24 protein-coding genes are annotated in these 25,335 nt (G+C 41.4%); 11 read left to right on the forward strand and 13 right to left on the reverse strand.

Annotated elements, in window-relative coordinates; genetic code table 11:
• The first annotated feature begins 181 nt into the window (after positions 1-181).
• Together gyrA and FTV41_RS03915 are read left to right on the forward strand one after the other, a co-directional pair.
• The gene (gene gyrA / locus FTV41_RS03910) at positions 182-3,157 is read left to right on the forward strand and encodes a DNA gyrase subunit A (protein ID WP_179996154.1); all 2,976 of its coding nucleotides are present in this window, start codon (positions 182-184) and stop codon (positions 3,155-3,157) included.
• Between the two features lie 68 nt (positions 3,158-3,225).
• Complete coding sequence (locus FTV41_RS03915; RefSeq protein WP_179996155.1) at positions 3,226-3,651, forward strand: DUF3887 domain-containing protein; 426 nt, start codon at positions 3,226-3,228, stop codon at positions 3,649-3,651.
• Between the two features lie 27 nt (positions 3,652-3,678).
• Here FTV41_RS03915 and FTV41_RS03920 read toward each other — a convergent pair whose 3' ends face one another.
• The 7 genes from FTV41_RS03920 to FTV41_RS03950 form a co-directional block, all read right to left on the reverse strand.
• Positions 3,679-4,779, reverse strand: a complete 1,101-nt coding sequence (locus FTV41_RS03920) for an ABC transporter permease (protein WP_179996156.1) — start codon at positions 4,777-4,779, stop codon at positions 3,679-3,681.
• Entirely contained in the window at positions 4,776-5,906 is a 1,131-nt protein-coding gene (locus FTV41_RS03925; RefSeq protein ID WP_127800765.1) for an ABC transporter permease, read from the reverse strand. The genes FTV41_RS03920 and FTV41_RS03925 overlap by 4 nt, the downstream gene beginning before the upstream one ends.
• Positions 5,906-7,036, reverse strand: coding sequence for an HlyD family secretion protein (locus tag FTV41_RS03930; protein WP_154320913.1), 1,131 nt, complete (start codon positions 7,034-7,036; stop codon positions 5,906-5,908). Before FTV41_RS03930 ends, FTV41_RS03925 begins: the two co-directional genes overlap by 1 nt.
• A gap of 11 nt (positions 7,037-7,047) precedes the next feature.
• Positions 7,048-8,529 (reverse strand): TolC family protein, encoded by a 1,482-nt coding sequence (locus FTV41_RS03935; RefSeq protein WP_004971852.1) that lies wholly within the window; start codon positions 8,527-8,529, stop codon positions 7,048-7,050.
• A 397-nt stretch (positions 8,530-8,926) separates the two neighbouring features.
• Positions 8,927-9,740, reverse strand: a protein-coding gene (locus FTV41_RS03940; RefSeq protein WP_179996157.1) for an IS5 family transposase whose coding sequence is annotated in 2 segments (ribosomal slippage) — positions 8,927-9,352 and positions 9,354-9,740 — 813 coding nt in all. Because the reading frame shifts where the segments join, the coding sequence is not laid out codon by codon here.
• Positions 9,730-10,044, reverse strand: a complete 315-nt coding sequence (locus FTV41_RS03945; RefSeq protein ID WP_035310653.1) for a hypothetical protein — start codon at positions 10,042-10,044, stop codon at positions 9,730-9,732. The genes FTV41_RS03940 and FTV41_RS03945 overlap by 11 nt, the downstream gene beginning before the upstream one ends.
• 241 nt (positions 10,045-10,285) lie before the next feature.
• A complete protein-coding gene (locus tag FTV41_RS03950; RefSeq protein ID WP_004971845.1) occupies positions 10,286-10,729 on the reverse strand; it encodes a hypothetical protein in 444 nt (147 codons plus the stop codon).
• Between the two features lie 255 nt (positions 10,730-10,984).
• On the opposite strand from FTV41_RS03950, the gene serC reads away from it, so the two are divergent.
• On the forward strand, positions 10,985-12,064 hold the full coding sequence (gene serC, locus FTV41_RS03955; RefSeq protein WP_179996158.1) for a 3-phosphoserine/phosphohydroxythreonine transaminase: 1,080 nt from the start codon (positions 10,985-10,987) through the stop codon (positions 12,062-12,064).
• 95 nt (positions 12,065-12,159) lie between these two features.
• On the opposite strand, the gene FTV41_RS03960 is transcribed toward serC, so the two are convergent.
• Entirely contained in the window at positions 12,160-12,300 is a 141-nt protein-coding gene (locus FTV41_RS03960) for a hypothetical protein (protein WP_004971840.1), read from the reverse strand.
• Between the two features lie 489 nt (positions 12,301-12,789).
• Positions 12,790-13,722, reverse strand: a complete 933-nt coding sequence (locus FTV41_RS03965) for a hypothetical protein (RefSeq protein ID WP_019837949.1) — start codon at positions 13,720-13,722, stop codon at positions 12,790-12,792.
• Between the two features lie 239 nt (positions 13,723-13,961).
• On the opposite strand from FTV41_RS03965, the gene FTV41_RS03970 reads away from it, so the two are divergent.
• Together FTV41_RS03970 and FTV41_RS03975 are read left to right on the forward strand one after the other, a co-directional pair.
• Positions 13,962-14,429 carry a YaiI/YqxD family protein gene (locus FTV41_RS03970; RefSeq protein WP_004971836.1) on the forward strand — a complete coding sequence of 156 codons (468 nt, stop codon included), beginning with the start codon at positions 13,962-13,964 and terminating at the stop codon, positions 14,427-14,429.
• A 12-nt stretch (positions 14,430-14,441) separates the two neighbouring features.
• A complete protein-coding gene (locus FTV41_RS03975; protein WP_179996159.1) occupies positions 14,442-15,353 on the forward strand; it encodes a DMT family transporter in 912 nt (303 codons plus the stop codon).
• Positions 15,354-15,429: 76 nt separating this feature from the next.
• Here FTV41_RS03975 and FTV41_RS03980 read toward each other — a convergent pair whose 3' ends face one another.
• Positions 15,430-15,993, reverse strand: a complete 564-nt coding sequence (locus tag FTV41_RS03980; protein ID WP_004971830.1) for a PilZ domain-containing protein — start codon at positions 15,991-15,993, stop codon at positions 15,430-15,432.
• Positions 15,994-16,018: 25 nt separating this feature from the next.
• On the opposite strand from FTV41_RS03980, the gene FTV41_RS03985 reads away from it, so the two are divergent.
• The 4 genes from FTV41_RS03985 to FTV41_RS03995 all read left to right on the forward strand — a co-directional run bounded on the left by FTV41_RS03985 (position 16,019) and on the right by FTV41_RS03995 (position 20,499).
• On the forward strand, positions 16,019-17,254 hold the full coding sequence (locus tag FTV41_RS03985) for a lipoprotein-releasing ABC transporter permease subunit (protein WP_104853304.1): 1,236 nt from the start codon (positions 16,019-16,021) through the stop codon (positions 17,252-17,254).
• Positions 17,247-17,930, forward strand: coding sequence for a lipoprotein-releasing ABC transporter ATP-binding protein LolD (gene lolD / locus FTV41_RS03990; RefSeq protein WP_154320911.1), 684 nt, complete (start codon positions 17,247-17,249; stop codon positions 17,928-17,930). Before FTV41_RS03985 ends, lolD begins: the two co-directional genes overlap by 8 nt.
• 69 nt (positions 17,931-17,999) lie before the next feature.
• Positions 18,000-18,161 (forward strand): hypothetical protein, encoded by a 162-nt coding sequence (locus tag FTV41_RS15190; protein ID WP_253115564.1) that lies wholly within the window; start codon positions 18,000-18,002, stop codon positions 18,159-18,161.
• Positions 18,154-20,499, forward strand: a complete 2,346-nt coding sequence (locus tag FTV41_RS03995) for a DNA internalization-related competence protein ComEC/Rec2 (RefSeq protein WP_257221908.1) — start codon at positions 18,154-18,156, stop codon at positions 20,497-20,499. Before FTV41_RS15190 ends, FTV41_RS03995 begins: the two co-directional genes overlap by 8 nt.
• Here the strand turns inward: FTV41_RS03995 and FTV41_RS04000 are convergent.
• The gene (locus FTV41_RS04000; protein ID WP_004971822.1) at positions 20,456-21,445 is read right to left on the reverse strand and encodes a lysophospholipid acyltransferase family protein; all 990 of its coding nucleotides are present in this window, start codon (positions 21,443-21,445) and stop codon (positions 20,456-20,458) included. The genes FTV41_RS03995 and FTV41_RS04000 overlap by 44 nt on opposite strands.
• Positions 21,446-21,572: 127 nt before the next feature.
• Between FTV41_RS04000 and sppA the strand changes: the two genes are divergently transcribed.
• Both sppA and FTV41_RS04010 read left to right on the forward strand, forming a co-directional pair.
• Entirely contained in the window at positions 21,573-22,595 is a 1,023-nt protein-coding gene (sppA, locus tag FTV41_RS04005) for a signal peptide peptidase SppA (protein WP_179996161.1), read from the forward strand.
• Complete coding sequence (locus tag FTV41_RS04010) at positions 22,592-23,410, forward strand: alpha/beta fold hydrolase (protein ID WP_179996162.1); 819 nt, start codon at positions 22,592-22,594, stop codon at positions 23,408-23,410. Before sppA ends, FTV41_RS04010 begins: the two co-directional genes overlap by 4 nt.
• Positions 23,411-23,489: 79 nt before the next feature.
• Here FTV41_RS04010 and purN read toward each other — a convergent pair whose 3' ends face one another.
• A complete protein-coding gene (gene purN, locus FTV41_RS04015; protein ID WP_179996163.1) occupies positions 23,490-24,119 on the reverse strand; it encodes a phosphoribosylglycinamide formyltransferase in 630 nt (209 codons plus the stop codon).
• 10 nt (positions 24,120-24,129) lie between these two features.
• Positions 24,130-25,200: a phosphoribosylformylglycinamidine cyclo-ligase gene (purM, locus tag FTV41_RS04020; RefSeq protein ID WP_168460155.1), complete on the reverse strand. Its 1,071-nt coding sequence runs from the start codon at positions 25,198-25,200 to the stop codon at positions 24,130-24,132.
• Positions 25,201-25,335: the final 135 nt, after the last annotated feature.

A 25,335-nucleotide genomic window follows, 5' to 3' on the forward strand; every position in this document is an offset into this window, starting at 1 on the left:
ACACCACTAAATTTAAGTAAATTAACAAGATTAAGATCATCTCTAAAGCACAAAAACACAGGTGTATATGCTATAATTTTTCGCTGTATTTTATTTTTAGCCTGCATTTCAGGCTAATCATTTGCAAGTTTTACGACATATAAAATGCAAGCAAAATTTGTTTGCAGAATAAGGAGTATGCATGAGCGTATCGGAAATTAGACCGATTGCCATTGAGGATGAACTCAAGCACTCGTATTTAGACTATGCGATGAGCGTGATTGTGTCACGTGCGCTGCCAGATGTACGAGATGGTCTAAAACCTGTGCATCGTCGTGTGCTATTCGCAATGCACGAATTGGGCAATGACTACAACAAAGCTTACAAAAAGTCTGCCCGTGTAGTCGGTGATGTCATCGGTAAATATCACCCGCATGGTGACTACGCTGTTTACGAAACCATTGTTCGTATGGCGCAAGACTTCAGTTTGCGTTATCAATTGGTTGATGGTCAGGGTAACTTCGGTTCGATTGATGGCGATAGCGCAGCAGCTATGCGTTATACCGAAGTGCGTATGCGTAAATTGACTCATGAACTGTTGGCCGATTTAGAAAAAGACACAGTCGACTGGGAAGATAACTACGACGGCTCTGAACGTATTCCTCAAGTCATGCCTACTCGTATTCCAAACTTACTGGTGAACGGTGCAGCGGGTATTGCAGTAGGTATGGCGACCAATATGGCGCCACACAACATGACCGAAGTGGTACATGCATGTTTGGCTTATGCAGACAACCCAAATATTTCAATTGAAGGGCTAATGGAACATATTACTGGTCCAGACTTCCCTACAGGTGGCATCATCTACGGTAAATCAGGCATTGTCGATGCTTACCGTACAGGTAAAGGTCGTTTGCATATTCGTGGTAAGTATCATTTTGAAGAAGATCAAAAGTCTGGTCGTACCACCATCGTCTTTACTGAAATCCCTTATCAGGTCAATAAAGCCAAAACCATTGAGCGTATTGCTGAACTGGTAAAAGAAAAGAAACTCGAAGGTATTTCTGAACTACGTGATGAGTCCGATAAAGAAGGGATGCGTATTGCAATTGACTTAAAGCGTGGTGAAAACGCTGAAGTGATTGTGAACAATCTGTTCTTGAATACGCAATTAGAAAACTCATTCAGCATCAACATGGTTTGCCTAGATAATGGTCAGCCAAAGTTGATGAACTTAAAAGATATTATTGCGGCATTTATTCGTCACCGCCAAGAAGTAGTGACTCGCCGTACCATGTTTGAATTGCGTAAAGCGCGTGAACGTGGCCATATTTTAGAAGGCTTAACTGTTGCTTTAGCCAATATCGATGCCATCATCGAAACCATTAAATCTTCTGCCAATCCAGCCGAAGCGCGCGAGCGTTTACAGGCAGGCGAGTGGGCAGCAGGCGGTGTCGTGGCGTTATTGGAAAAAGCAGGTTCAGTATCTGTACGTCCAGATGAAATTGAAGGCGAAGACCCAAATCGTCCATTCGGTTTGGAGGGACAAATTTACCGTTTGTCTCCTGCGCAAGTGACTGCAATTTTAGAATTACGTTTGCATCGTTTAACGGGTCTGGAACAAGACAAATTACATGCAGAATATTCTGAAATTTTGGCACAGATTGCTGAATTGACCGCAATTTTGAATGACTTTAATTTGTTGATGGGTGTGATTCGTGAAGAATTAGCGCAGGTTTTACAACAGTATGGTGATGCGCGCCGTACTGAAATTGTAGAATCACGCATTGATTTCTCTCGTGAAGATTTAATCCCTGAAGAACAAGTGGTACTGACTGTTTCTCAAACAGGTTATGCGAAAACTCAGCCATTGTCTGATTATGCTGCGCAGCGTCGTGGTGGTCGTGGTAAATCTGCAACGTCAATGAAAGAAGACGATTATGTACAGCATTTAATTGTGACCTCTAACCACGCAACAGTGCTGTGCTTTACTGATGTAGGTAAAGTCTATCGTCTGAAAGTGTTTGAAGTGCCGCAAGCGTCACGTGGTGCCAAAGGCCGCCCAATGGTGAATTTGTTGCCATTAGATGCCAATGAAACCATCACCGCAATTTTACCTGTGATTGATGCACCGAAGAAATTTACAGAACGTCTGGCAGATTTCCGTAGCTATGTGAAAGCTAATGCGACACATCTACAGACTAATGCCATTATTGCAGCGCACTATGCTGAACTAGAAGCTGCATTTGCTGAACTTGCAGATGGTGATGATTTATCTGATGCACTGCGTGTTCAGTTAAAACAATTGGGTGTGGAGCTTTCTGCAACCGATCTAGATGATGAAATCATTGCTGAATTTGCTACACAAGCAGAAGCATTGCGTAAAAACTTCTATGTATTTATGGCAACAGCATCGGGCACAGTGAAACGTGTTGAATTGGAACAATTCAGTAACGTACGCTCGAATGGTTTACGAGCCATTGAATTGAATGAAGAAGATACCTTAATTGGTGTTGCCATCACTGATGGCGAACAACAAATTATGTTGTTCTCCAATGAAGGTAAAGCCATTCGTTTTGCAGAAACTGATGTTCGTTCAATGGGGCGTGCAGCCAAAGGTGTTCGTGGTATGCGTGTTAGCTTTGGTTCAGCGCAAGTTGAAGACATCGAAGATGCAGAAGTAGATGGTGATGATGAAGACAGTTCAGATTCAGCATTTATCAGTCGTATTGTGTCATTAGTTGTTGTTCCAGAAACAGGCGAAGTGCTGTGTGCTTCTGCAAATGGTTATGGTAAACGTACCCCGGTAGATGACTTCCCAACCAAGAAACGTGGCGGTAAGGGTGTGATTGCAATCAAGACCTCAGAACGTAACGGTGAGCTGGTCGGTGCAGTTGCGATTGACGCATCTAAAGAACTGATGCTGATTTCTGATGGCGGTACATTGGTACGTACCCGTGCTTCTGAAGTGGCACAGACTGGTCGTAATGCACAAGGTGTTCGTCTGATCCGTCTGGCTGAAGATGAAAAACTGGTGGGTGTAGAAGCGATTGAAGCTGTTGAAGAAGACGAGTTTGTTGAAGCGATTGAAGGTGCAGAATCTTTAGTGGCTGAAACGGATGCAGTTGCTGAAACTGAGCAAGTGGAAAAAGACGGTGAAAATTCAGTAGAAGAATAAGTTTTTTACTGATAAAAAGGGCGCTTCGGCGTCCTTTTTTATAAACGTTGACTGCATAAGGGTAAGCGATGAAAACCAAATTAATGTTGTTGGCAGCAGCGGTTGCATTGAGTGGCTGTAATTCAATGGACAATATTCCAGATCCGAGTCCTGAACAGGAAAAGGCGGCACAGCTAGCCTATGTGGATTTGCGTGATGGGAAGTATGACGAGTTTTTGGATCAGTTAGAGCCGCAGTTGCAAACCCAGTTTAAGGACAATGAAAAGCTGATGAAACGCTTTTCACGTTCAATTCCTCAAGGTGAATACAAGTCTAAGACTTTAATGACCAAAGAGATTGAAGAAGCAACCAATCAGCTTGGGCAATATAAGGTCAGCTATGAAATTGCCTATCCGGAAAATCTGGTTCAGTATGATGTTAGTTTTGACAAGCCGAATGGTAGCAACAAGATTCGTAATTTCAATATTCAAGTCTTTGGCGAATCGGGTAAATAAGTGGAATAGGAGCATTGCTATAATGCTCTATCTGCTTTGATGACCAGAAATTAAACGTCGATAAGCCAAAAAAAAGCACAAGCTACCGATCATTCCAAGATAGAGCAATTTAGGCAAGATCAGTGTTGTAGGCACACCCATCTGATTGAGTTGAATAAACATCTGCACAATTTGGGTAGAGGGCAGGATTTCGCCAACGACTTGCATCCAGGTGGGCATGGCAGCATGCGGCCAGGCCGCACCAGATAAAAAGAACAGTGGAATAGAAGTGAATACAATGACATGCCCCGCACGTTCCGGCAGATCCAGAAAACTAGCAAATAAGCAGGTCATGCCAATTATCGTGTAGATAAAAACCGCAACAGCCAGCAGCATCCCGAGCAGGTTGCCACCGCGCGGATAATCAAATAGCCAGAAGCTAAAGCCGAATAAATAGAAACATCCCAGACAACCAATGGTGAAGACCGCTAAACACATCCCAATCAATGCATTTGTGTTTAATTCTATTTTTCTTTCCCGATATACCAAAATCAGCATACTCAAACCCAAAAGAATGGTTTGGTGGATAATTAAAGGTGCAACCGCAGGAAAGACATAGCTGCCATAGCCGGACAGCGGATTAAATAAAGGAATTTGATGCACAGAAAGGGCAGGTGAAAAATCCGAGACCTTGCCAAAGCGTTCAGTATAATCTGCCAAAGTTTGCTCAACTGATGTGGCTAAGCCCAGACCAATTTGTTTGGTTACTAAAAAGTTGGCTGTACTTAAATACAGGCCAATGCCACCTGTTTCACCATGCCTTAAGCTTTGCGATAAATTGTCCGGTAGCAGTAAAATACCATCGGCTTTTTGAGATTCAACCCATTGTTTGGCTTCGGCAAAATTGCCGGTAATCGCCTCAATTTCCACATTGGGGCTTTGTGCCACCTGACCAATAATACGGGTGCTTAAGTTACTTTGTTCTTCATCGACAATAATAATCGGTAAGGCTTCAGCCTGCTGTGCCTGATAAGCGGTTGGATAAAAAAAGCTGTAAAACAAGACAGATAGAATCAGCGTGGTAAAGATCGTGCCGTGACTGACAATATCCTTGAAGCTTTGCAGATAGTAAAACCAGAGGGATTTCATTGGACTGCTCCTTTAGCTATTTTTTTAAGAAACAGATAAGCCAGCAGAGCGTAGACTAGGGCATAGATCAGCAGCATTAATCCAGCTTGCAGTGAAATATGCAATGGACTACCAATCACCCATTGTTCAGTTTGTAATTTGGCATAGGGCGTAAACGGAATAATATTGGACCAAAACTGGGTGAACAGGGGCGCATTATTTAAAGGGAGGGTCACACCTGCAAAACTCAAAGATGAACCACCATAGACCGCAATGATGCCAAAAGATTTACTTAAATCTTTGGTCGCCAGAACCACTGCACTGCTTAAAAATGCATAAGCGCTATATAGCAGAAATTGTGCCGATAGAATCAGAGCGAGCGAGCCAGCAACAAACCAGCCGCGAATTTCAATCAGCCAGAACATCCAGATCCAGGTCCATAGACTAAAAATAGCCACATAGACCAGGTTCTTAGACAGTAATGCCATCCAGATGGACGAGTTGCTAATCCAGCTTGTTAAGGTCTGTCGCTTCAGTTCCTGACCGACGGAAAATGCCACACAACAACACAGCAGTAAATGCAGAATTGCCGGAATGACATAGGGTTCCAGATAGAATTCATAATTTAGTTGCGGGTTATACAGCGGCGATATTTTGATATGCGGTGACGGTGCTTCGAGAGAAGGCAGCCGGTTGCCCAGATATTGCTGTCCGCTAAATTCAGCCAGTGCTTGCAGGGTACTGACCAGCATGGCAGACGAAATGGTATTTCCGATGCTGAAATAACTCTGGTTAAAGGCAATACTGATGTCAGCATCCCGGGCACGAACCAGACGTTGCTCGGCACCGCTGGGAATATGGATATAACCCCAAATTTTATTTTGATTTAACAGGCGCTCAATTTCAGCTGTTTGTTCCGACACTGTAGCAATTTTAAGAGTATGATTCAGCGCCACATGCTGATAAATGCTTTGACTCAGCGCACTCTGGTCTTGATCAATAATCGCAATCGGTAAATGATCCGGTTTCCCTTGAGCAAACATGCTGCTGAATAAAATAATCACCAGTGCAGGTGCGAGCGTGACCAGACACAGATCCCATTTTTCGCGGAGCAGATAGCGCAGTTCGCGCCATATACCCGTCCACATTATCGGGTCTCTTTCAGTTTAAATAACACGCTCATTCCAACTTTCAGTTCAGGAATCGCTGGTGTGGGCACAAGATGCAGCTTAAAACTTCGCACATCATAACCGCCGGTTTGGCGTGTGGTCTTAATGGTGGCAAATTCACCTTCAGCACTGATCTGCTTGATTTTAAAAGTGGCGGTTTTATCTAGGGCGGGAATATAACCTTCAATACTGCTCATTTTCTGAAACGGGGCATATTGGTCTTCACGAATATTCAGGCTCACCCACATTTGATCTTCAATCAGGCTGACCACAGGGACTGCGGTGGCTACCAGCTCCGAGACTTTGCCATAGGTTTTAGACACCGTTCCGTTTACAGGTGCTACTAATTGGGTTTCTGCCTCTAATGCATTGGCTTCATCCAGCGCAGCCTGGGCAATATCTACTTGTGCATCGGCAGAACTCTTTTGCTGCGAGGTGCTGCCACGTTTGGCACGTGCGTATTGCTGATACGCTGCTTCTGTCATTTGTGCCGCTGATTGACTGGCTGCATACAATTCATCACGGCGCTGGCGTGAAATCACACCTTCCTTAAATAAATTTGCACCACGCTCATAAGAAACTTTGGCTAAATTTTGCTGTGCTTTCAGCGATTGCCAGTTGGCATACAGGCTGGCGATATTTTCTTCTTGCGAGCCACGTTCAGCAGTCGATTGTAAGGCCAGCGCAGATTGTAAAGCCGCTGCGGCTTGCTGTTTTTTGGCCTGAATTTCCGGGCTGTTTAAGCGCACCAGCACATCGCCTTTTTTGACCCGCTGACCTTCTTCTACATAGATTTCTTCAATACGGCTTGGCACTTTGGTCGCCACCTGAACTGTTTCAGCTTCTACACGACCCTGCAATTCAAGCGGAGCTGGTTGGTAGCTTTTCCACAATCCAAAAGCGATGACTGCCAGCAGAACTGGAATCAGGGCGAGCAATAAATATTTTTTCTTTTTAGCGATTTCAGGAGCTTGTTGTTGCTCGGTCGAAGTCGTCGCGTTGTTTTCTATTTCAGTTTTTGTTTCTACCTGTTGCGCAGGCGATTTTTCTGTATCGCTGGATGAAGCCACTTCATTCACAGGATCATTGGGTTTTTGATCTTCGTTCATGTTCGGCTCCATTAGCGAATATAGTGGGTGTTGGCATGTTGAATGTAGGTTGGAAATTCTGCAATCGAGCCATGGCTTTGTAATAGTGTGGCCAGTGACATCACATATTTGTAAGCATTCAAGGCAGTTTCAGCTCGTAGTCCGCTCAGCATATTTTGTGCATCGATGACCTGTGTGGCGGTGCCCGTATCTTCTTTAAAAGACAATTCTTGGATGCGTAAATTTTCCTGTGCGGCTTTCAAGTTTTGTGCCAGAAGTACATCACTTTGCTGTGCACTAAGTGCTTCGCTATAAGATTTATAAATCAGATTTTCAATTTCCTGCTGGGTGCGTGCAGTAAGCAGTTCTGTTGCAGAGCGTTTGAGTTCGGCAGCCTGAATATTCTTGTTTTTATCGATCCCGGAAAACAGGTTATAGCGTGCGGCAACCCCGACAATCCAGTTTTCATTTTGATCCAGACTATATTCGCCAAAAGCAAATACATTTGGTTTTTTCGCTGCTTGCTGGGCTTTCACATTGGCTTGGGCCAATTGGGTATCCAGCTGCATTTTTTGAATCAGCGCAGAGTTCTGACTAAAAGTTTTTAGCAGATGATTTAAGGCCTGTGGCTCGGTTTTATTGACAAATAAAGGCGTCGAAAGCTCAGTGATGCTACTTTCCTGAAGCAGATTATTCAGCTGGAACAGCGCAGCATTCAAATTGGCCTGCGTATTTTGCTGGCTGCGCTCGGCATTATTACGTGCCACTTCAAATTGCATACGCTGGCCTTTACTGATAAAACCTTGCTGTTCCATTTTTAAGGCATTGCGATAATGCTGCTGCATGGCATTCAGATTAAACAGCGCAGCTGCATGCAATTGCTTTTGGAGCTGCACATTAAAATAACTTTGAATCAGTTCAAAACGCTGCGTATCTTGCTGCTGTTTGTTGCTGAGCTGACTACGACCGACCTGAATATTGGCAATTTCTTTGGCACTACGGGTGAGGCCTCCAGTATATATTGGCATAATCACGGAAACAGTGGGGCGAATCACCTGATCTTCAAGGATGACATTAGACGTATCCGGAATCAGACCAACTCCGCTATGAATAGTATTGTTAAGTCCATCACGCAGTGGATCGGTAATACCTGCAGGTAGATCCACGCCATTACTGGCCTCCCACTCATTAAGCCGGCCATTCACGCCTTGAGAGAGTGAATTCTCCAGATTATTTTTAAATTGCTTTAATGGAATATCGACTTCACTGTGAAAGGCATAGGCACGAACATTCAGGTCGACACGTGGCAGACCTACGCCTTTTACTGCTTCAGCTTCAAGTTTTGAAGCCTGTTCCAGACTTTGATAGGCTTGGCTGCTATAAGAATTTTGCAACAACTGACGTTCAGCATCCTGAAAGCTGATGCTCTGTGCATGAGCAAAGCTGCCATACATCATAGATGCAAGCAGATTTAAACCCCAGACAAGCTGTCTTTTATTTTTCTTTAAGTTCATAAAGTCGCTAAACTGATATAAAGCTGGTAATGTTATCCCGCTAGTATAAATCAAAGGTTCGCAGATAGAACTAGTGTAAAGTTATAGTATTGTTTCTTGTACATTTGTCTATAAAAAGCACGCTTATGCGTCCTCTAATCTTCTTTTTTTACCTTTTCTTTTTAAATAGCGTTTTTTAGCTACTTTTTCTCTATATTCTTTTAAAAGTCTTGGATTTTTTGCGATTAATTCATCCATATTGCTTTTTCCCCCCTCGAAATTCAGGATGTTGCTCTCGCATTTTTTTACATTCACTCTTTTCTCGCCAGATTTTAAAGAATAAATAAAGCTTGCTGAAGCATCTCTACGTAAAACTTCTTCTTTAAATAAAGGGGTGGCAATAGATCTCTTGCGAAAGTTAATTTAAGAGCATCCAATTCACCATTCCAGCAATTAAATTCATTCTTAGACCAAATCGTTTCCGTCTATTTCTATGGCGTTCTGTTAATATCCGAAAATGTTTAAGTTTGCCGTTGATATGTTCAATTGTGATCCTACGCCGACTGATTTCTTGGTTGATCTGTTTTGCTATTTGGGGTAATGATAAATTGTTAGGTTTCTTGATTAGAATGAGTAACTTACTCTTAATCTGATGAAATCCTTTATAGGCTAAATCTGCTATGATATAAGGATAAATAATCATCTCCTTCAAATGCTTACGCGCAATGTTCAGATCGTGTTTTCTGCCATCTTCAATCTGTATACTTACAATTTGCTTTAATTGGGGGTTAAAAATGACCTGTGTTTTTAGCGTATGTTTCTTCTTTTTACCACTATAGAATTTTCTTTGTTTTTTTGGGACGCTCAATCTGTGACTCAGTAACATCAACGATTACATAATCCCCCTCATTAAACTTTTGATTCCTTTTCGGCAATGCGAAAATCCGTGATTGAATCAGAGCATTTTCAACTTTCTGAATCGTACGATTCACATTACTTTCAGCTAGGTTATAGTCGGCGGATAACTCAATTTGAGTTCTATAACAGCGTAAGTAATTTAAAGTTAACAACAATTGATCCTCTAAACACAACGAATGAGGTCTTCCAGATTTTTTCTTGGCAAGTTCAGCATGTTGTAACACTGATACCATTTTTAAGAATAATGGACGAGGAACTCCAACAAGTCGTTTAAATTCTTCATCATTAAATCTTGTTAAATTTTCATATTTCATGAGATGAGTATAAACAATTTTTTACTTTCGCAAGAGGTCTAATATTAGTGAAAAAATAATTAGTTTTATAGCTAATCATAGATTCCAAGATATTTTGAGGTAACAAAATTACAGGTCCAACAACTTTATTAGGCCCCCAAGGAGCGTGAGGAAGTGAAAATTTTGATTTTTTCCATTCGTTATCGATTGCACAAAAGAAATGAATAGCCTCTTTTGTTTCAGTCGTTTCTATACCTAATTTTTCACATTGTTCTAATGTATATTCTGCAAAATGTTTAAAGCAAATATTAGGGTTTGTTGACAATTCGTCTATGTTTGCGGCAACGCATATTTTTTAGCTGCTATAAGGCATGGGACAGGAAATTTAGTCATTTTAAATGACTGGCACATAACGCAATAGCAGCAAAAAATATGCTCGCCCTGAAAGGCTGTGGCTAAAACTTTCTCAGATTGTGTTATGAAACTTAGCAATAATCTCGCTATTCCTTGCGTTTCATGCCTGATCTGCTCAGTTTTAGCCTACAGCGCAAGCCATTTATGAAATGTCAACAGACCCTAGTCGTTATATCTGAAATAGTGTCCGGACCTATACCATCTGCAACTAATATTAATTCTTCAAGATCTTCTAATAAGCCTGTCTGAGCTGCCTGAGAAGACTTTAAGCATGTGAGTATATATTCAACTTTAATATCGTGTGATCCTTTGCCATTTACTCCTTCTTTAGTTGCACCAATGCCAGTATATTTGGGCTCAGGAAAATGGGAGCATAATTTTCTTGCTTTAATTTCATCTTTTTCTTTAAGAGCTTCCATTAAACATTTCATAAAATTTTGCTGAGTAGTCAGAGCAGACTTGGAATGTATGTTCTCACAACGAGTTAAATAATAACTATCAATGTATAAGCGAGTATCTGTTTCCAGATTAGGGTCAAAGAAGTCAACTTCAAGTAAATTTTTATCTACCTTAAAGTGATTGAGGAATGTTGTCATTGTTTATTTCTCCTTTAATATTTATTCAAAATATCATTTAATTAGGAGTAGTGGGTGGTTTTTTTGATCAATTTGCGACAGATATTGTCGCACACATTTCAACCTCTTTTTTTGATTTAGTAAATTTATCCCTCGAATCTACATTGATTTTTTGACTCTATCTTGGCTCATAGATTGAAATAATTTTGTGCAAGACCCTGCCAGATATGGTTAAATGCCATCATTTTATTGTGTTTCACTCTGAAAGGAAAAATCATGCGCGCGTACAACTTCTGTGCTGGTCCTGCAGCATTACCGACTGCCGTACTTGAAAAAGCTCAAGCTGAAATGCTTGACTGGCATGGCAAAGGTCTTTCGATCATGGAAATGAGCCACCGTAGTGCCGACTATGTTGCCATGGCTGAAAAAGCGGAAGCAGACCTGCGCAAACTCATGAATATTCCTGAGAACTACAAAGTATTGTTCTTGCAGGGTGGTGCATCGCTACAATTCTCTGCGATTCCATTGAATTTGTTGGGTAAAAACAACAAGGCAGATTATATCCACACGGGTATTTGGTCTGAAAAAGCCTTAAAAGAAGCGCAGCGCTATGGCAATATTCATGTCGTTGAAGCGGGTATTCAGATTGAAGGTAAGCATGCCATTAGTGAACAAAGCCAATGGAACTTATCTGCCGATGCTGCCTATGTGCATTATGCAGATAACGAAACAATTGGTGGTTTGCAGTTTGCCAATATTCCAGAAACAGACAAACCGTTGGTATGTGATTTCTCATCAAGCATTTTATCTGCACCTTTAGATGTATCTAAATTTGGTCTGATTTATGCAGGTGCGCAAAAAAATATTGGCCCAGCAGGCTTAACCATTGTGATTGTACGTGAAGATTTGCTTGATCAAGCCAAGCCTGAAATTCCAAGCATTTTGAAATATTCAGCACAGGCAAAAAATGATTCCATGGTGAATACACCTGCAACTTATGCATGGTATTTGTCTGGTTTAGTGTTTGAGTGGTTATTGCAAAACGGTGGTGTAGATGCGATTCATCAAGCTAACCTAGAAAAAGCGAAATTATTATACGGTTATATCGATTCAAGCGATTTCTACGCGAATCCAATTTATAGCGCAAACCGTTCAATTATGAACGTTCCGTTTACTTTGGCTGATGCCGCACTGGAAAAACAATTCTTGCAAGAAGCTGAAGAAAACCGTTTGTTGAACTTGGCAGGTCACCGTTCTGTAGGTGGTATGCGCGCAAGTATTTATAATGCAGTGCCATTAGATGGCGTACAAGCTTTGGTTAACTTTATGGATGACTTTGCAAAACGTCACGGTTAATTGATAGTAGTAAAAAGCAAAAACCCAGCTGAATTAGCTGGGTTTTTTTTATAGAAATAGGTGAAAAGTCATAGAGGCTTGTTGATGAGTGAAACTCAGAACACAAAATAGTGTAAGCCGTAGGCGGAGAGCAGCATGCCTAATGCAAAAAATAGGCAAGACATCGGGTCGAGCTGATAGCGTTGCTCAAGTTGATGTTCTACATGCTGTAAGTTTTCTTCTTGCACGATTTTCATAGATATTATTTTCCGATGATCTATTTATCGTTAAATATTTAAATACGGCTATATTTTTAGCATAAAAAATTGATTAAATAAAGTACTAATTTTATTTTAAATATAATATCTGCCAATAATGAATTAATTCTGTGTTGATTTTTAAAATCCGCACCACTCAAGGCTTTCAGATTATCTACGGTGCTTGGTGCAGATGTTTGGGTTTTAAAATAACTTATCCACATATTCGATTTAAAATATGGCTTATTTTGAATTTATAATAAATTTAAAGCTGTGGATAACTGCGTTTTTTTGAATTTAAAATGCTTAAATAAGCATCAATATATTCATACTATCAATAGCACGCTTTTAACAATCAAAAATTGATTATAAGCCATCAGTGAAATAAGTATTGAAAGTTCCTTCTCCCTGAGGAGAAGGCGAGGATGGGGGGATGATGAATATGAATTTATTATTTAGACAGCTACTTTGAGGTTTATTTTTAATAAACTACTGTTTTATATTGTGAATATTGGCTTGAATCCAAATATTGCCACGAATGTATTGTCCAATTTCAAAGTTTTGGTGCGCAGGATTTTTAGTTGCAAGACGAATTAAAATCGCAGGCTGATTTTCATCATGAATTAGAGTGACATCATAAACAGTATAGGCTTGATTCATGAATTCAAAACTGGTTTTACCAACAACATTGCCCTGAAACCAAGCTTCATCTTCCTGACCGATATTTTCGCCATATAAATATGCGACCATTTTAGAAAAATCCACCGTTACAGGTGCTTTGTCATCTTCGGACTTAGGTTGCCATGCGTCAATTTGTTCTTGCAGATTGGCAGGTGCAACACCATCATTGGCTGCTAAAATATCATTCAGCGCACGATGGTGTTTAATTGACGCAGGATCATCGACCACCAATTGTTCGCCTTCAGCAACAGCTTCAAGTTCATACGCCCATGCGTTTAAATGCACCCAGTAGGTTTGATCTTTTTGGTATTGTTGATGGTTGACGCTGTATAAACTGTCAAAAGCATAGACAATACTGTTGTTGCCTAAATTGAGTCGAAGCACCGCTTGAGTGTTAGATTTGCAGCTAATGATACGTTCAATTTTAGCTTCAACTTTGTAAGGACTTTCAAAGCAAGGGAAAGCCGTTTTTACAGCTTGTGGTTTGTTATTTTCAACCGCAATCACTTGTGTCAATTGAATTGCCTCTTTGCTTGGGCCTTGAATCAGCCATGTGCTTTGATCCATTTCTGCTTCTTGGCGGCATAAACCCATTGGCATAATTGGTGCATCTAGAGCCAGTCCTAACCATTTTGGAACTTCGGTGCAGGGTTCATCCGTGAGTAAATTCCAATGTTCAACATGGCTGCCGAAGTTCTGATCTTCAATGCGGATGATTTCTGGTCTATTTTGATTGTTCATAAGCACTTTGAGATGTTGGGTTCTTTTCTTTACTCTTAGATCGAGGGTTATTTCGATTTTTCAAGTCTTTGGCTGAAATTTCATGTAATGCCACTGCATTTGTACAGATTGTGGACAGCGATGCAGCAGAAACAAAATCACATCCATCTACACTTTAGCATGCAATTCTGAGCATTTTAAACATACTGCAATGTAATGAGTTTGATACACTAGTCGCATATTATTATCAGGGTTGCACAGTGCTGCCATTTAAACTTTGGGTTGATGCAGATGCATTACCTAAAATTCTAAGAGAAGTCATTTTACGTGCTTCAGATCGTTACCAACTTGAAGTCACTTTTGTTGCCAATCAATCGGTCGGGATTACGCCTTCGGTACGGATTAACTCTATTCAAGTGATGCATGGTGCCGATGCCGCCGATCAGGAAATTGTAGATCGCATGAAGGAACACGACATTGTGATCACGCAGGATATTCCACTAGCGGCACAAGTGATTGAAAAGGGCGGAATAGCGATTCATCCACGTGGTGAAATTTATACTGTTGCCAATGTGAAAGCGCGTCTGCATTTGCGTGATTTTATGGATACTTTGCGTGGTGCAGGCGTACAAACAGGTGGGCCAGCACCTATTTCAGAACGTGATAAACGTGAGTTTTCAAGTAGTCTAGATCAAACCATCCAAAAGCAAAAACGTAAAACTGCTTAATACGAGTCACGCATGCCTTCTAAAACCAATATTATGATGACCTATGCCTTATTGGTTTTCATTTGGGCAACAACGCCTTTGGCAATTGTCTGGAGTGTGTCAGATTTACACATGCTTTGGGCTTTGGTGCTACGTTTTTTCATTGCTTTGCCCTTAGCTATTATTTTATTGCTGCTGTTAAAAGTGAAATTTCCACATCATCTACAAGCGTGGCATAGTTATTTGGCAGGTTCGTTTAGTCTGATCGGTTCACAAATTTTCACCTACATTGCCACCGCTTATTTAAGCTCAGGCATTATCGCCCTGATGTTTGGTCTGACCCCCATCATAGCAGGTTTGATTGGTCGTTTTGTGTTTCAGTTGCATTTGGCACGTATTCAATGGATCGGAATGACAGTGTCCATTTTAGGGCTTGGCATCATCTGCTTTGGCGGCGAAACACAGCATGTGCATCCTCTGGGTATTGTTTTAATGCTGTTTAGTGTATTGACCTACACCATGTCTATTTTCTGGGTGAAAAAAGTTAATGCGCAAGTTGAACCTGTAGCACAGGCAACTGGCTCGATTTTGGTATCAACCATTGCGGCTTTATGTATTGTGCCGTTTATTTGGCAATATGTACCGACTAGTTTGCCGAGTCTTAAATCTATCGCAGCTTTACTTTATACCGTGATCATGGCTTCTTTGATTTCAATGTTCTGTTATTTTAAATTGGTGCAGAATATTCAGGCGACCACCTTATCTTTAACCACCGTCATGACGCCAATGATTGCTTTGTTGATTGGTGCTTTACTCAATCAAGAAGCTTTATCGGTCATGGTATTTGTGGGCGCTTTGGTTTTATTGTCAGGCTTAGTGCTGTATTTTTATCGTGATCTTAAAGCAAGTCGGGCATTGGCTCAGAAAATCAAAACACCATCCTAACGATATGCAAAGATGGCGTTATCCACGTGATTTTATATACGCGAACATGCAGAAATGATTTATTTTATTTCTTAGATTATGCTTGTTTTAAAGCAACGGCTTCTGCAAGTTTGACGCGATCTTGAGGGTGTAGAGTAATAAAATACGCCCCAGTACGATATTGTCCATTTTCTTCTTCACGGCTGTAAACCACTTGCGCGGTTGCGGCTATATGGAAAAAGTTTTCAGGATGGCTGAGCGTGACATGAATATAACTGCCCGTGTTTAATTCACGTTCACTATAAAAACTGAAACCACTTTCTGAAAAATTGACCTGTTCAGGGATAGGTAACATGCTTTGTACAATTGCATCGTATAAAGACCCTGTAATAAGGTTTAATTTTTGGTTGAATAAGGATAAGATTCGAGCAATTTGTTGATCTTTTTCAGTTAATTGTTCTAATTCGTAGTTTAATGCATGATCAAATTGATCTAATTCTGCGAGTAGTAGAAAATAACGCGGTAAAACAAAATTAGCATCGTAAGGGTCGTTCAGCGCAACATCGTCAGAAATGATCTGGTAATTGATTCTCAGGGCAGCATCAATTCGTGACATGACACGACGTTCAGACGCGACGCTTTGATGCTGTAAATTTTCCATAATGTATTACCTCGGACTTGATGGTATGTTTAAACCAATCTCGCTATATATAGGGTTGAGATATACGCGCGCTCGGCGCAGTAACCACTTTATTTCTTTTATTGCCTTAGTTTCGATGATCGGTCTAACTTTGGGTGTTGCCGTCCTCATTACCGTACTTTCAGTGATGAATGGTTTTGATCGTGAATTAAAAAATCGTGTCTTGGGCATGATACCTCAAGCCACTGTTTCATCAACACAAATTTTAACAAATTGGCCAGAACTTGCAACGAAAGTTGAGCAACATAAGCATGTTGTTGGTGCTGCACCATTTACGCAATTGCAAGGCATGTTGACTGCACAAGGGCAAGTGTCGGGCATTATGGTCACGGGAATTGAACCCGAATACGAAAAGAAAGTATCCATCATTCAAAACCACATGGTTGCAGGCAGTATCGACAATCTGAAAAAGGGTGAGTTCGGTATTGTTTTGGGCAAACAAATGACTGATGCCTTGGGTTTGGGTTTAAACGACAGCATCACCTTGGTTTTACCTGAAGCAACGCCATCCCCTGCAGGGGTTGTACCGCGTTTTAAACGCTTCAAAGTGGTTGGTATTTTTAGTATTGGTGCAGAAGTCGATTCGATGATGGGATATATCGCCCTGAATGATGCTTCGACTTTGCTGCGTTTACCCGATGGTGCGCAAGGTGTACGTTTAAAACTGGATGATATTTTTGCTGCACCACAAGTATCTCGAGATATTGTGCAAGAGCTACCTGCCAATTTTTATGCTTCGGACTGGACTTATACGCACGGCAACTTGTTTAGCGCCATTCAAATGGAAAAGGCAATGGTGAGCCTATTGTTATTCCTAATTGTTTTGGTGGCTGCATTTAATATCGTGTCGTCTTTGGTGATGGTCGTGACCGATAAAAAATCGGATATTGCGATTTTAAGAACTTTGGGTGCATCACCAAGCACGATTACCAAAATTTTTATGGTGCAAGGTACGGTCATTGGGGTTATTGGCACGGTTTCAGGTGCAATCTTGGGGATTATTTTCGCGTCCAGTATCAGTGGCTTTATTGCATGGTTGAATAATGTATTAGGGCTAAACTTATTTGATGCCTACTTTATCAACTACTTACCTTCATATTTAAGATGGCAAGATGTGGTGGTGATTGTGAGCTTGTCATTAATTTTAAGTTTCTTGGCGACGATTTACCCTGCATTACGTGCCGCGAAAATTCAACCAGCAGAGGCATTGCGTTATGAGTAAGATTGTTCTGGAAGCCAAACAAGTTTCTAAATACTTTACCGATGGCAAAACCACTGTTGAAGTGATTCGTGGTCTAGATTTACAAGTTCAGCAGGGGCAATTTATGTCTATTGTTGGGGCGAGTGGTTCGGGTAAAAGTACCTTATTGCATGTTTTAGGTGGCTTAGACCGACCAAGTACAGGCGAAGTATTTTTAAATGGTCAGCGTTTTGACAATTTAGGCGAAGCTGAGCGCGGTTATTTGCGTAATCAATACCTCGGTTTTGTTTATCAATTTCATCACTTGCTGCCTGAGTTTAGTGCGCTTGAAAATGTGGCGATGCCGTTAATGTTACGCGCAGGCACGAACTATAAAGAGGTGAAGGCACAGGCAGAGTATCTGCTTGAGCGTGTCGGTTTGTCGCATCGTTTAACCCACAAACCGGGTGAGCTTTCTGGAGGGGAGCGTCAGCGTGTTGCGTTGGCACGTGCATTAGTAACAAAACCCGCACTCATGCTTGCCGATGAACCCACTGGAAATTTAGACCGCAAAACTGCAGTTAAAATTTTTGAATTGCTGCGTGAATTACGCAGAGAGTTTAATATGGCGATGTTGATTGTGACTCATGATGAAGAGTTGGCAAAATCTGCCGATACCATTTTGCACATGCAAGATGGTGTTTGGGTAGATGCTTAAGGGGCATAGTTCGTAAAGCCACTCAAAAGCGATTGCGTTTAAAACAGTAATTGCTGGAATAAGATTGTTTTGTTGAAGCCCACTTCGGTGGGCTTTATGATGCATGCCAATAAAAATAATAAGTTTAATATTCATGCTGCAATTGATTGGTCTGGCTTGGGTGATTGGGATCGCCTGTGTCGGAATACGTTCTTCTTCTTTTCCAATACATTCATTGACTTCCATGCCTAGTGCAATGGTTTTACTGATTTTATGCAGTATCGTTGTGCAATACTTGTTGCAAGCTCGCTTATCTTCAATCTATTGGAAATGTTTGAATGTAGGCGTAGCAGGTGTTTTGAGTCTTGTTTTCGGTTTGATCTATGCGGATACGCAGATGCAGCAGCGTTTGCAATGGCGTGAACTACAACCTGAATTTGCTGAAGTCGTGGTTTATGTCAGACAGTTAAATCAGCTAAATGACAACAGCATTTCACAAAGGGTTGAGGTGTTAAACCGACATCCTCAAACAGTGACATGGTTAGCAACTTTAGCACAAACTCAGGTAGATCAAGAGCAAAATTTAGAACTTGGACACTATTACAAATTAAGTGGAAAAATTCGCCCTGCGCATAGTTATGCCACAGCAGGTGCATTTGATGTAGAGCGGTGGTATTTACAGCAAAATATTATGAGTGGTTTTCGGGTTGAGCAGATTCAGCCTATCTCGGCTGAACAAATTTATGCCATGGGGTTTACACAACATTGGCGTGCCCAACAGACGCTATGGGCAAAATTTCGATTATGGATTGAACAGCAGCGTTATCAAATTCGACTGTTTATTCAGCAGCAACCTTTGCATCATCAAGGTTTAATTCTTGCATTACTCACAGGAGATAAAAGCCTATTAGATGCAGAAACTGAAGCACAGTTTCAGCGTTTTGGAATTAGCCACTTATTGGCTATTTCAGGGCCACATGTGCTGATTTTTGCAGGCATGCTATGTTGGGCATTACGTCAGCTGATTAGGTATTACCGTCCGCATTGGTATTTGTGGATGCCTAAACAATACTTGCTCATGTTGCCATTTTTAAGTTGTGTATTGCTGTACACCGCCTTTGTCGGTTTTGAAATTCCTGCATTAAGAACCTTGCTGATGTGCAGTCTAGTGACAGTAATGTTAGTGCTGAAGCAGAAGCTTCAAGGCTTTGCCTTGCTGATTTATAGTGCTGCCTTATTATTATGGTTTGATCCTTTAAGTGTACTGTCTGCTGCTTTTTGGCTGTCTTACGGGGCCTGTTTTATTCTACTGCGTATTTATCAGAGCTTGAGTGCGCAACCACGTATAGAGCTGAATCGTTGGCAGCAACTGAAACATGCCAGCAAAATTCTAATCGAGTCGCAATGGAAAATTTTTATTGCCTTATTTCCTTTGGTGATTGTGTTTTCTAAACAAGTGGCGTGGATTGCACCGCTTATTAATATCATCGCAATTCCATTGATTGGTATGCTGATCGTGCCTTTAGATGTTTTGGCAGGAATTTGCTTTTTTATTTTTGAACCCTTGGCGTCAATACTGTTTCAATTGAATGATCTAGCTATGGCTTTGTTGCGCTTGATTTTTCGGGGGATGGAAACCGTTTTTGTACCACGGTTACATACTTTGTCGATGTCTGCAGCGGTGTATGTCTGTCTATGTTTAGGCTTATTTCTGCTATTTTTACCACAATCGGTATTGCCTAAAACTTGGGCAATCTTATGTTTTGTTCCACTGATTATAGTCGATAGCCAACGACAACCATTTGAATTGACCGTACTGGATGTGGGGCAGGGACAAGCTTTATTTTTACGTTCAGGTCATTACAACATGATGATTGATGTGGGCGGTTCTTATGATGAAAGTAAGTTTAGTATTGGACAGCAAATTTTACGTCCATTTTTAGCGGTGCATGGTATTAAACAACTGGACTTGGTGGTTTTAAGTCATTTAGACCAAGACCATAATGGTGCATTTCCTCATTTGCAAAATGAAGTCAATATTCAGCATGTCTTTGCCAATCAGACCGTAGATGTGGCAGTAAATAGCAAGTTTAATTTGTGTCAGCAAGGGCAACAGTGGTCTTTACCACATCAGGTACAGATACAAGTTTTATCTCCTAAACCGAGTCAATTACCCTATGCCGCACAGCAACAAAATGAGTTGTCATGTGTGTTGTATATTTCAGTGCCATCCGCACAGCCATATCAGCATTTTTTAGTGATGGGCGATGCAGGTTGGGCAACTGAATATCAATTGTTGCAGGAATATCCTGATTTAAAAGTAGATGTGTTAATTTTGGGTCATCATGGGAGTAAGCACAGTTCTGCCTATGATTTTTTAGCACATTTTAAACCCAAATTGGCCGTGGCATCTGCAGGTTTTGATAATCGTTATGGACATCCTAGTTCTTTAGTTCAGCAACGCTTGGCTGCGCTCAATATTCCGTTCATGAACACCATACAACAGGGCAGCGTACGTTTTTCTGTAGATGCACAACAGCGTATGCTTATACAGCCGTATCGGCAGCAGAAATTGTGGTTGCAGCGTTAGTTTGGTTCTGTGTCTGGGCACGTACAGCCTGCACATCTGCCAAGGCTTCTTGCACAGGTTTATGATAGACCCCGCGTAAATCTGGATGGGCTTTATAGCGTTTATAACTCCAGTGATAATGTGTAGGATAACGACGGATCAAATCTTCAATTGCACGGTGAATAATAGCTGTCCCTGCATTGGCATCACACTGATAAATGTGCTCATCTATCGCTTCGATATACATATCAAAGCCTTGATCTGCATTTCTTAACGCATATAAGAACAAAGCTTTTGCTTTAGTTTTCTGAATCAATTTGGCGCTTAAATTACTCGATTCCAACGGAATACCAAAAAAAGGAATCATCTCACCACCTATATTTGGGGTATGGTCTGGCAAAATGACAGTGGTTCCGCCTTGTTTGAGTGCTTTAAAAATTTGACGTACCCCAGATTCATCTGTTGGGACTAAATGTGCCTGTTCACGGCTACGTGCTTGGCGCACAAAATCATCTGCCGCAGGGTTTTTGACAGGTTTATACATGATGGTCATTTGCGTATATTGAGCGATCCACGCATTCATAATTTCCCAAGTGCCAAAATGCGGCACAATTAAGACCAAACCCTTTTGTGCAGCCAGTGCATCTTGTAATAGTTCTAAACCATGTACCTGATGGATTCTTTGAATATTTTTTTGATTGCTTGATCCCCAAATATGAAAAAACTCAAAATAAGAGGTCAGTTCGTTACGAATTGCTTGCTGGGTAATCTGTTCGCGTTGTTGTGAGTTCAGCTCAGGAAGCGCAATTTGTAGATTGAGTTGAATGGTTTGAGAGGTTTTACTCAAACGCAGTGTATTGACCAAAAAAGCCAAAGATTTTGCAAAAAAACGCGCAACTGTTAAAGGTTGTCGACTGACAAAATCAAGCAGGCGCGATAAAGCCGTTGTCGGTGCAGGTTCGGTCATAACGACAGCATCAATTGATAGAAAGGATAAAGATGTAAAATATTATAGGAGAAAATACAGGCTTTAGACAGTTTTTGCCAATTCCGTGTATATAATGGAGCAAATTTACTATTTTTTGGATTGTTTCATGTCCGATTGGCCACCAAAACCACAAAATGAATCACAACAAATATCTCCACAAGCACAGCAGCCCACAGGCAATGAGTGGAAACTATTAGAAAAAGCTGTTTTAGCTTCAGTTGAAGAACAACGTCGTGCACGTCGTTGGGGGATTTTCTTTAAGTTTTTAACTTTTGCTTATATATTTTTACTGTTGGTGATAATGGGCAAAGGGTGCAGTACCACGACCACGAATCCATCGGCAGCGAGTCCACATATCGCGGTGGTGGATATTGTTGGCACAATTGCATCTGATAAGCAAAGTGTGAACAGCAATGACACCATCAAGTCACTGAAAAAAGCCTATGAAAACAGCAACAGTCAGGCGGTGGTGCTAAATATTAATTCTCCGGGTGGTTCACCTGTGCAGTCAGATGAAATCTGGCAAGAAATTCAATATCTGAAAAAACAGCATCAAGGGAAAAAACTCTATGCCGTGATTGGCGATACTGGCGCTTCAGGTGCGTATTACATTGCTTCCGCTGCAGATGAAATTATTGTCAATCCATCAAGTTTGGTGGGTTCAATTGGCGTGATTATGCCAAATTATGGGCTGAGCGGTTTAATGCAGAAGATGGGTGTGGAAGATCGTACTATGACCTCAGGTGAAAATAAAGCCTTATTGTCGATGACGCAACCTGTCGATCCTGCACAGAAAAAGCATGTACAAGCAGTATTGGATAATGTGCATGGTCATTTTATTCAAGCAGTGAAAGATGGACGTGGTGCGAAACTGAAATCACAAGATCCTGCGATTTTCTCTGGTTTATTCTGGACAGGTGAGCAAGCAGTTACACTGGGTATTGCCGATAAAATTGGTAGTCTAAATAGCCTAAAGCGTGACTTAAACCTTGATAAAGCTGTGAACTATACGATTGAACATAGTCCTTTAGACTCTGTACTGGGTCGTATGGGGGCCGCAGTGGGAGAGGGTTTTGCCACTTCAATTTCTCAACAGCTTCAGACTGAGCAAAACGCGAAATTACAATGAAACCACTGATTCATTTTGCACATGCCAATGGTGTGCCATCAAAGGTCTATCAAAAACTCTTTGATTCACTTAAAGATGATTACGATGTGATTGATGTCCCGTTGCTAGGGCCAGATAAGCGTTATCCAATTGATAACCATTGGCATAGCTTAACCCAGCAAGTGATTGACAGTATTGTACGTCAATCGCAAGGCCGTAAAGTCATAGCGTTGGGACATTCTTTAGGTGCGGTCTTGTCTTTTCAAGCAGCATTGCAACGTCCTGAGTTGTTTGAGCAAGTGATTATGCTTGATCCACCTTTAATTATGGGCAAAGCTTCAGTGTTTTTGCATTTTGCTAAAATGTTGAAACTCAAAGCGGTCGATCAAATGTCACCCGCAGCGTTGTCTTTGCGACGTCGTGATCATTGGGAGAGTCGTGCGCATGCTGCAGAATTATTGCGTCCTAAAGGTTTTTACAAAGACTTTGATGCAGACTGTTTTCAGGCCTATATTGATCATGCGTTAACAGAAGACAGTGTGCGTGGTGGGGTAGAGTTGACCATTCCAAAAATGGATGAAGTCAATATCTTCAGAACCAATCCATCGCTTTGGTGGTTGCCGCAGTCTAAGCCGCAAGTGCCAATGCAATTGGTAATTGCAGAAAAAGGGCCATTTTTAAAGCCTGGTTTTCCACAGATTACGTCCAAGAAATTTGGGATACCGTATCAGGTTACGGCAGGCGGGCACATGTTCCCCTTAGAAAAGCCTATAGAGACTGCGCAGCTGATTAAAGACTTAATTCAAGCCCAGCAAACAAAAGCAAGCGTGGTGTAAAAAAGATACTTGTTTGCACCGCGCATAAAAAACGCCTGATAACAGGCGTTTTTTATTTTGTACCCATTAAGCCAATTGCTTAAATACGGCAAAACTGTACTGGTTGCTGTAACAGTTGCTGACGATACATCACGCCTTGTGCGGTGTGTTCAAGGCTACCATTGCAAATCCATTCAACCACTTGTGGGTAAATTAAATGTTCCAATACATGTACGCGATTGGCCAAACTTTCAGGCGTATCATGCAGATTTACCTGTAATACACCTTGTGCAAGTGCTGGGCCTGCATCCAGTTCAGCTGTGACATAATGGACTGTACAGCCATGTAAGGTATCACCAGTATTGAGTACACGTTGATGGGTATGCATGCCCTTATAATGTGGCAAGAGTGAAGGATGGATGTTGAGCATTTTTCCTTCCCAAGCCTGCACAAACTTGGCACTTAAAATTCGCATAAAGCCCGCAAGAACAACTAAATCGACATTCCAAACCAGCAATTGCTGATGCATAACATCATCAAAGGTTTCACGGTCAGGGTATTGCTTATGTTCAATGACTGCGGTTGGAATACCTGCATTTTGCGCACGGGTGAGGGCATAGGCATCAGGCTTATTGGAAATGACCCCAACAATATGCCCTGAAAGATTGGCATCTATCAGGGCTTGTAGGTTACTTCCGCTGCCTGAAACAAGAACAGCTATTTTGATCATGGGTGTTGAATCACGCAAAAATTACGCGAATTTTTTCATCTGCGCCTTCAACAGATTCGGCATTATCTTGAATGCGACCCATTACCCACGCTTTTTCGCCTAAGCTGTTGAGAAGTGCTACAGTTTTGTCTGCATCATTGGCATCTACAGCAACAACCATCCCTACACCACAGTTAAAGGTACGATACATTTCAAACTGTTCTACACCACCTTCGCGTTGTAATAGTTTGAATAGTTCAGGCCATTCCCAAGAAGATTCATCAATCACTGCTTGCGCACCATTTGGCAATACGCGAGGTAAGTTACCAGGTAGGCCGCCACCAGTGATGTGTGCCATAGCATGCACATCTACTTGTTTGCATAATTCAAGCATAGATTTAACATAAATGCGTGTTGGTTCCATGGCAACGTCAGCCAGTGGACGACCATCAACCAATTGAGTTAAATCAACATTTTTTACGTCTAAAATTTTACGAAGTAAAGAGTAACCATTTGAGTGTGCGCCTGAAGATGCAACACCAATTAAAACGTCACCCGCTTTTACTTTAGAGCCATCAATAATTTTGCTTTGCTCAACCACGCCTACACAGAAGCCTGCAAGATCGTAATCTTCACCTTCATACATGCCTGGCATTTCTGCTGTTTCACCACCTACAAGCGCACAACCTGCAAGCTCACAGCCTTTACCAATACCTGTAACAACATTGGCAGCAACGTCTACATTTAAGTGACCTGTTGCATAGTAGTCGAGGAAGAATAAAGGTTCAGCACCACATACCAGCAAATCGTTTACACACATTGCGACTAAGTCTTGACCAATGGTGTCGTGGCGGTTTAGGTTCAACGCTAAACGTAATTTAGTCCCTACACCATCTGTGCCAGATACGAGGACAGGTTCTTCATAACCTTTCGGAATTTTACAAAGTGCGCCAAAGCCACCTAATCCACCCATCACTTCAGGACGAGTAGTACGCTTAGCAACAGATTTGATACGATCGACTAACGCGTCGCCCGCTTCAATATCGACACCAGCATCTTTATAGCTTAAACCAGTGGTAGGGTTAGAAGTTGAGTTGCTCATAATGAAGTCTCCGCATTCGCGGGGCCGATTATACCTGAATATACGAAACTCTTATGTTATTTATGCGCTAAAATGCTATCTTTATTCAAATATTTTAACTTCTATAACGAATAAACTGAAAAAAGGCGAATTTCT

The sequence above is a fragment of the Acinetobacter sp. YH16051 genome (assembly GCF_013417135.1).
Lineage (GTDB): Bacteria > Pseudomonadota > Gammaproteobacteria > Pseudomonadales > Moraxellaceae > Acinetobacter > Acinetobacter towneri.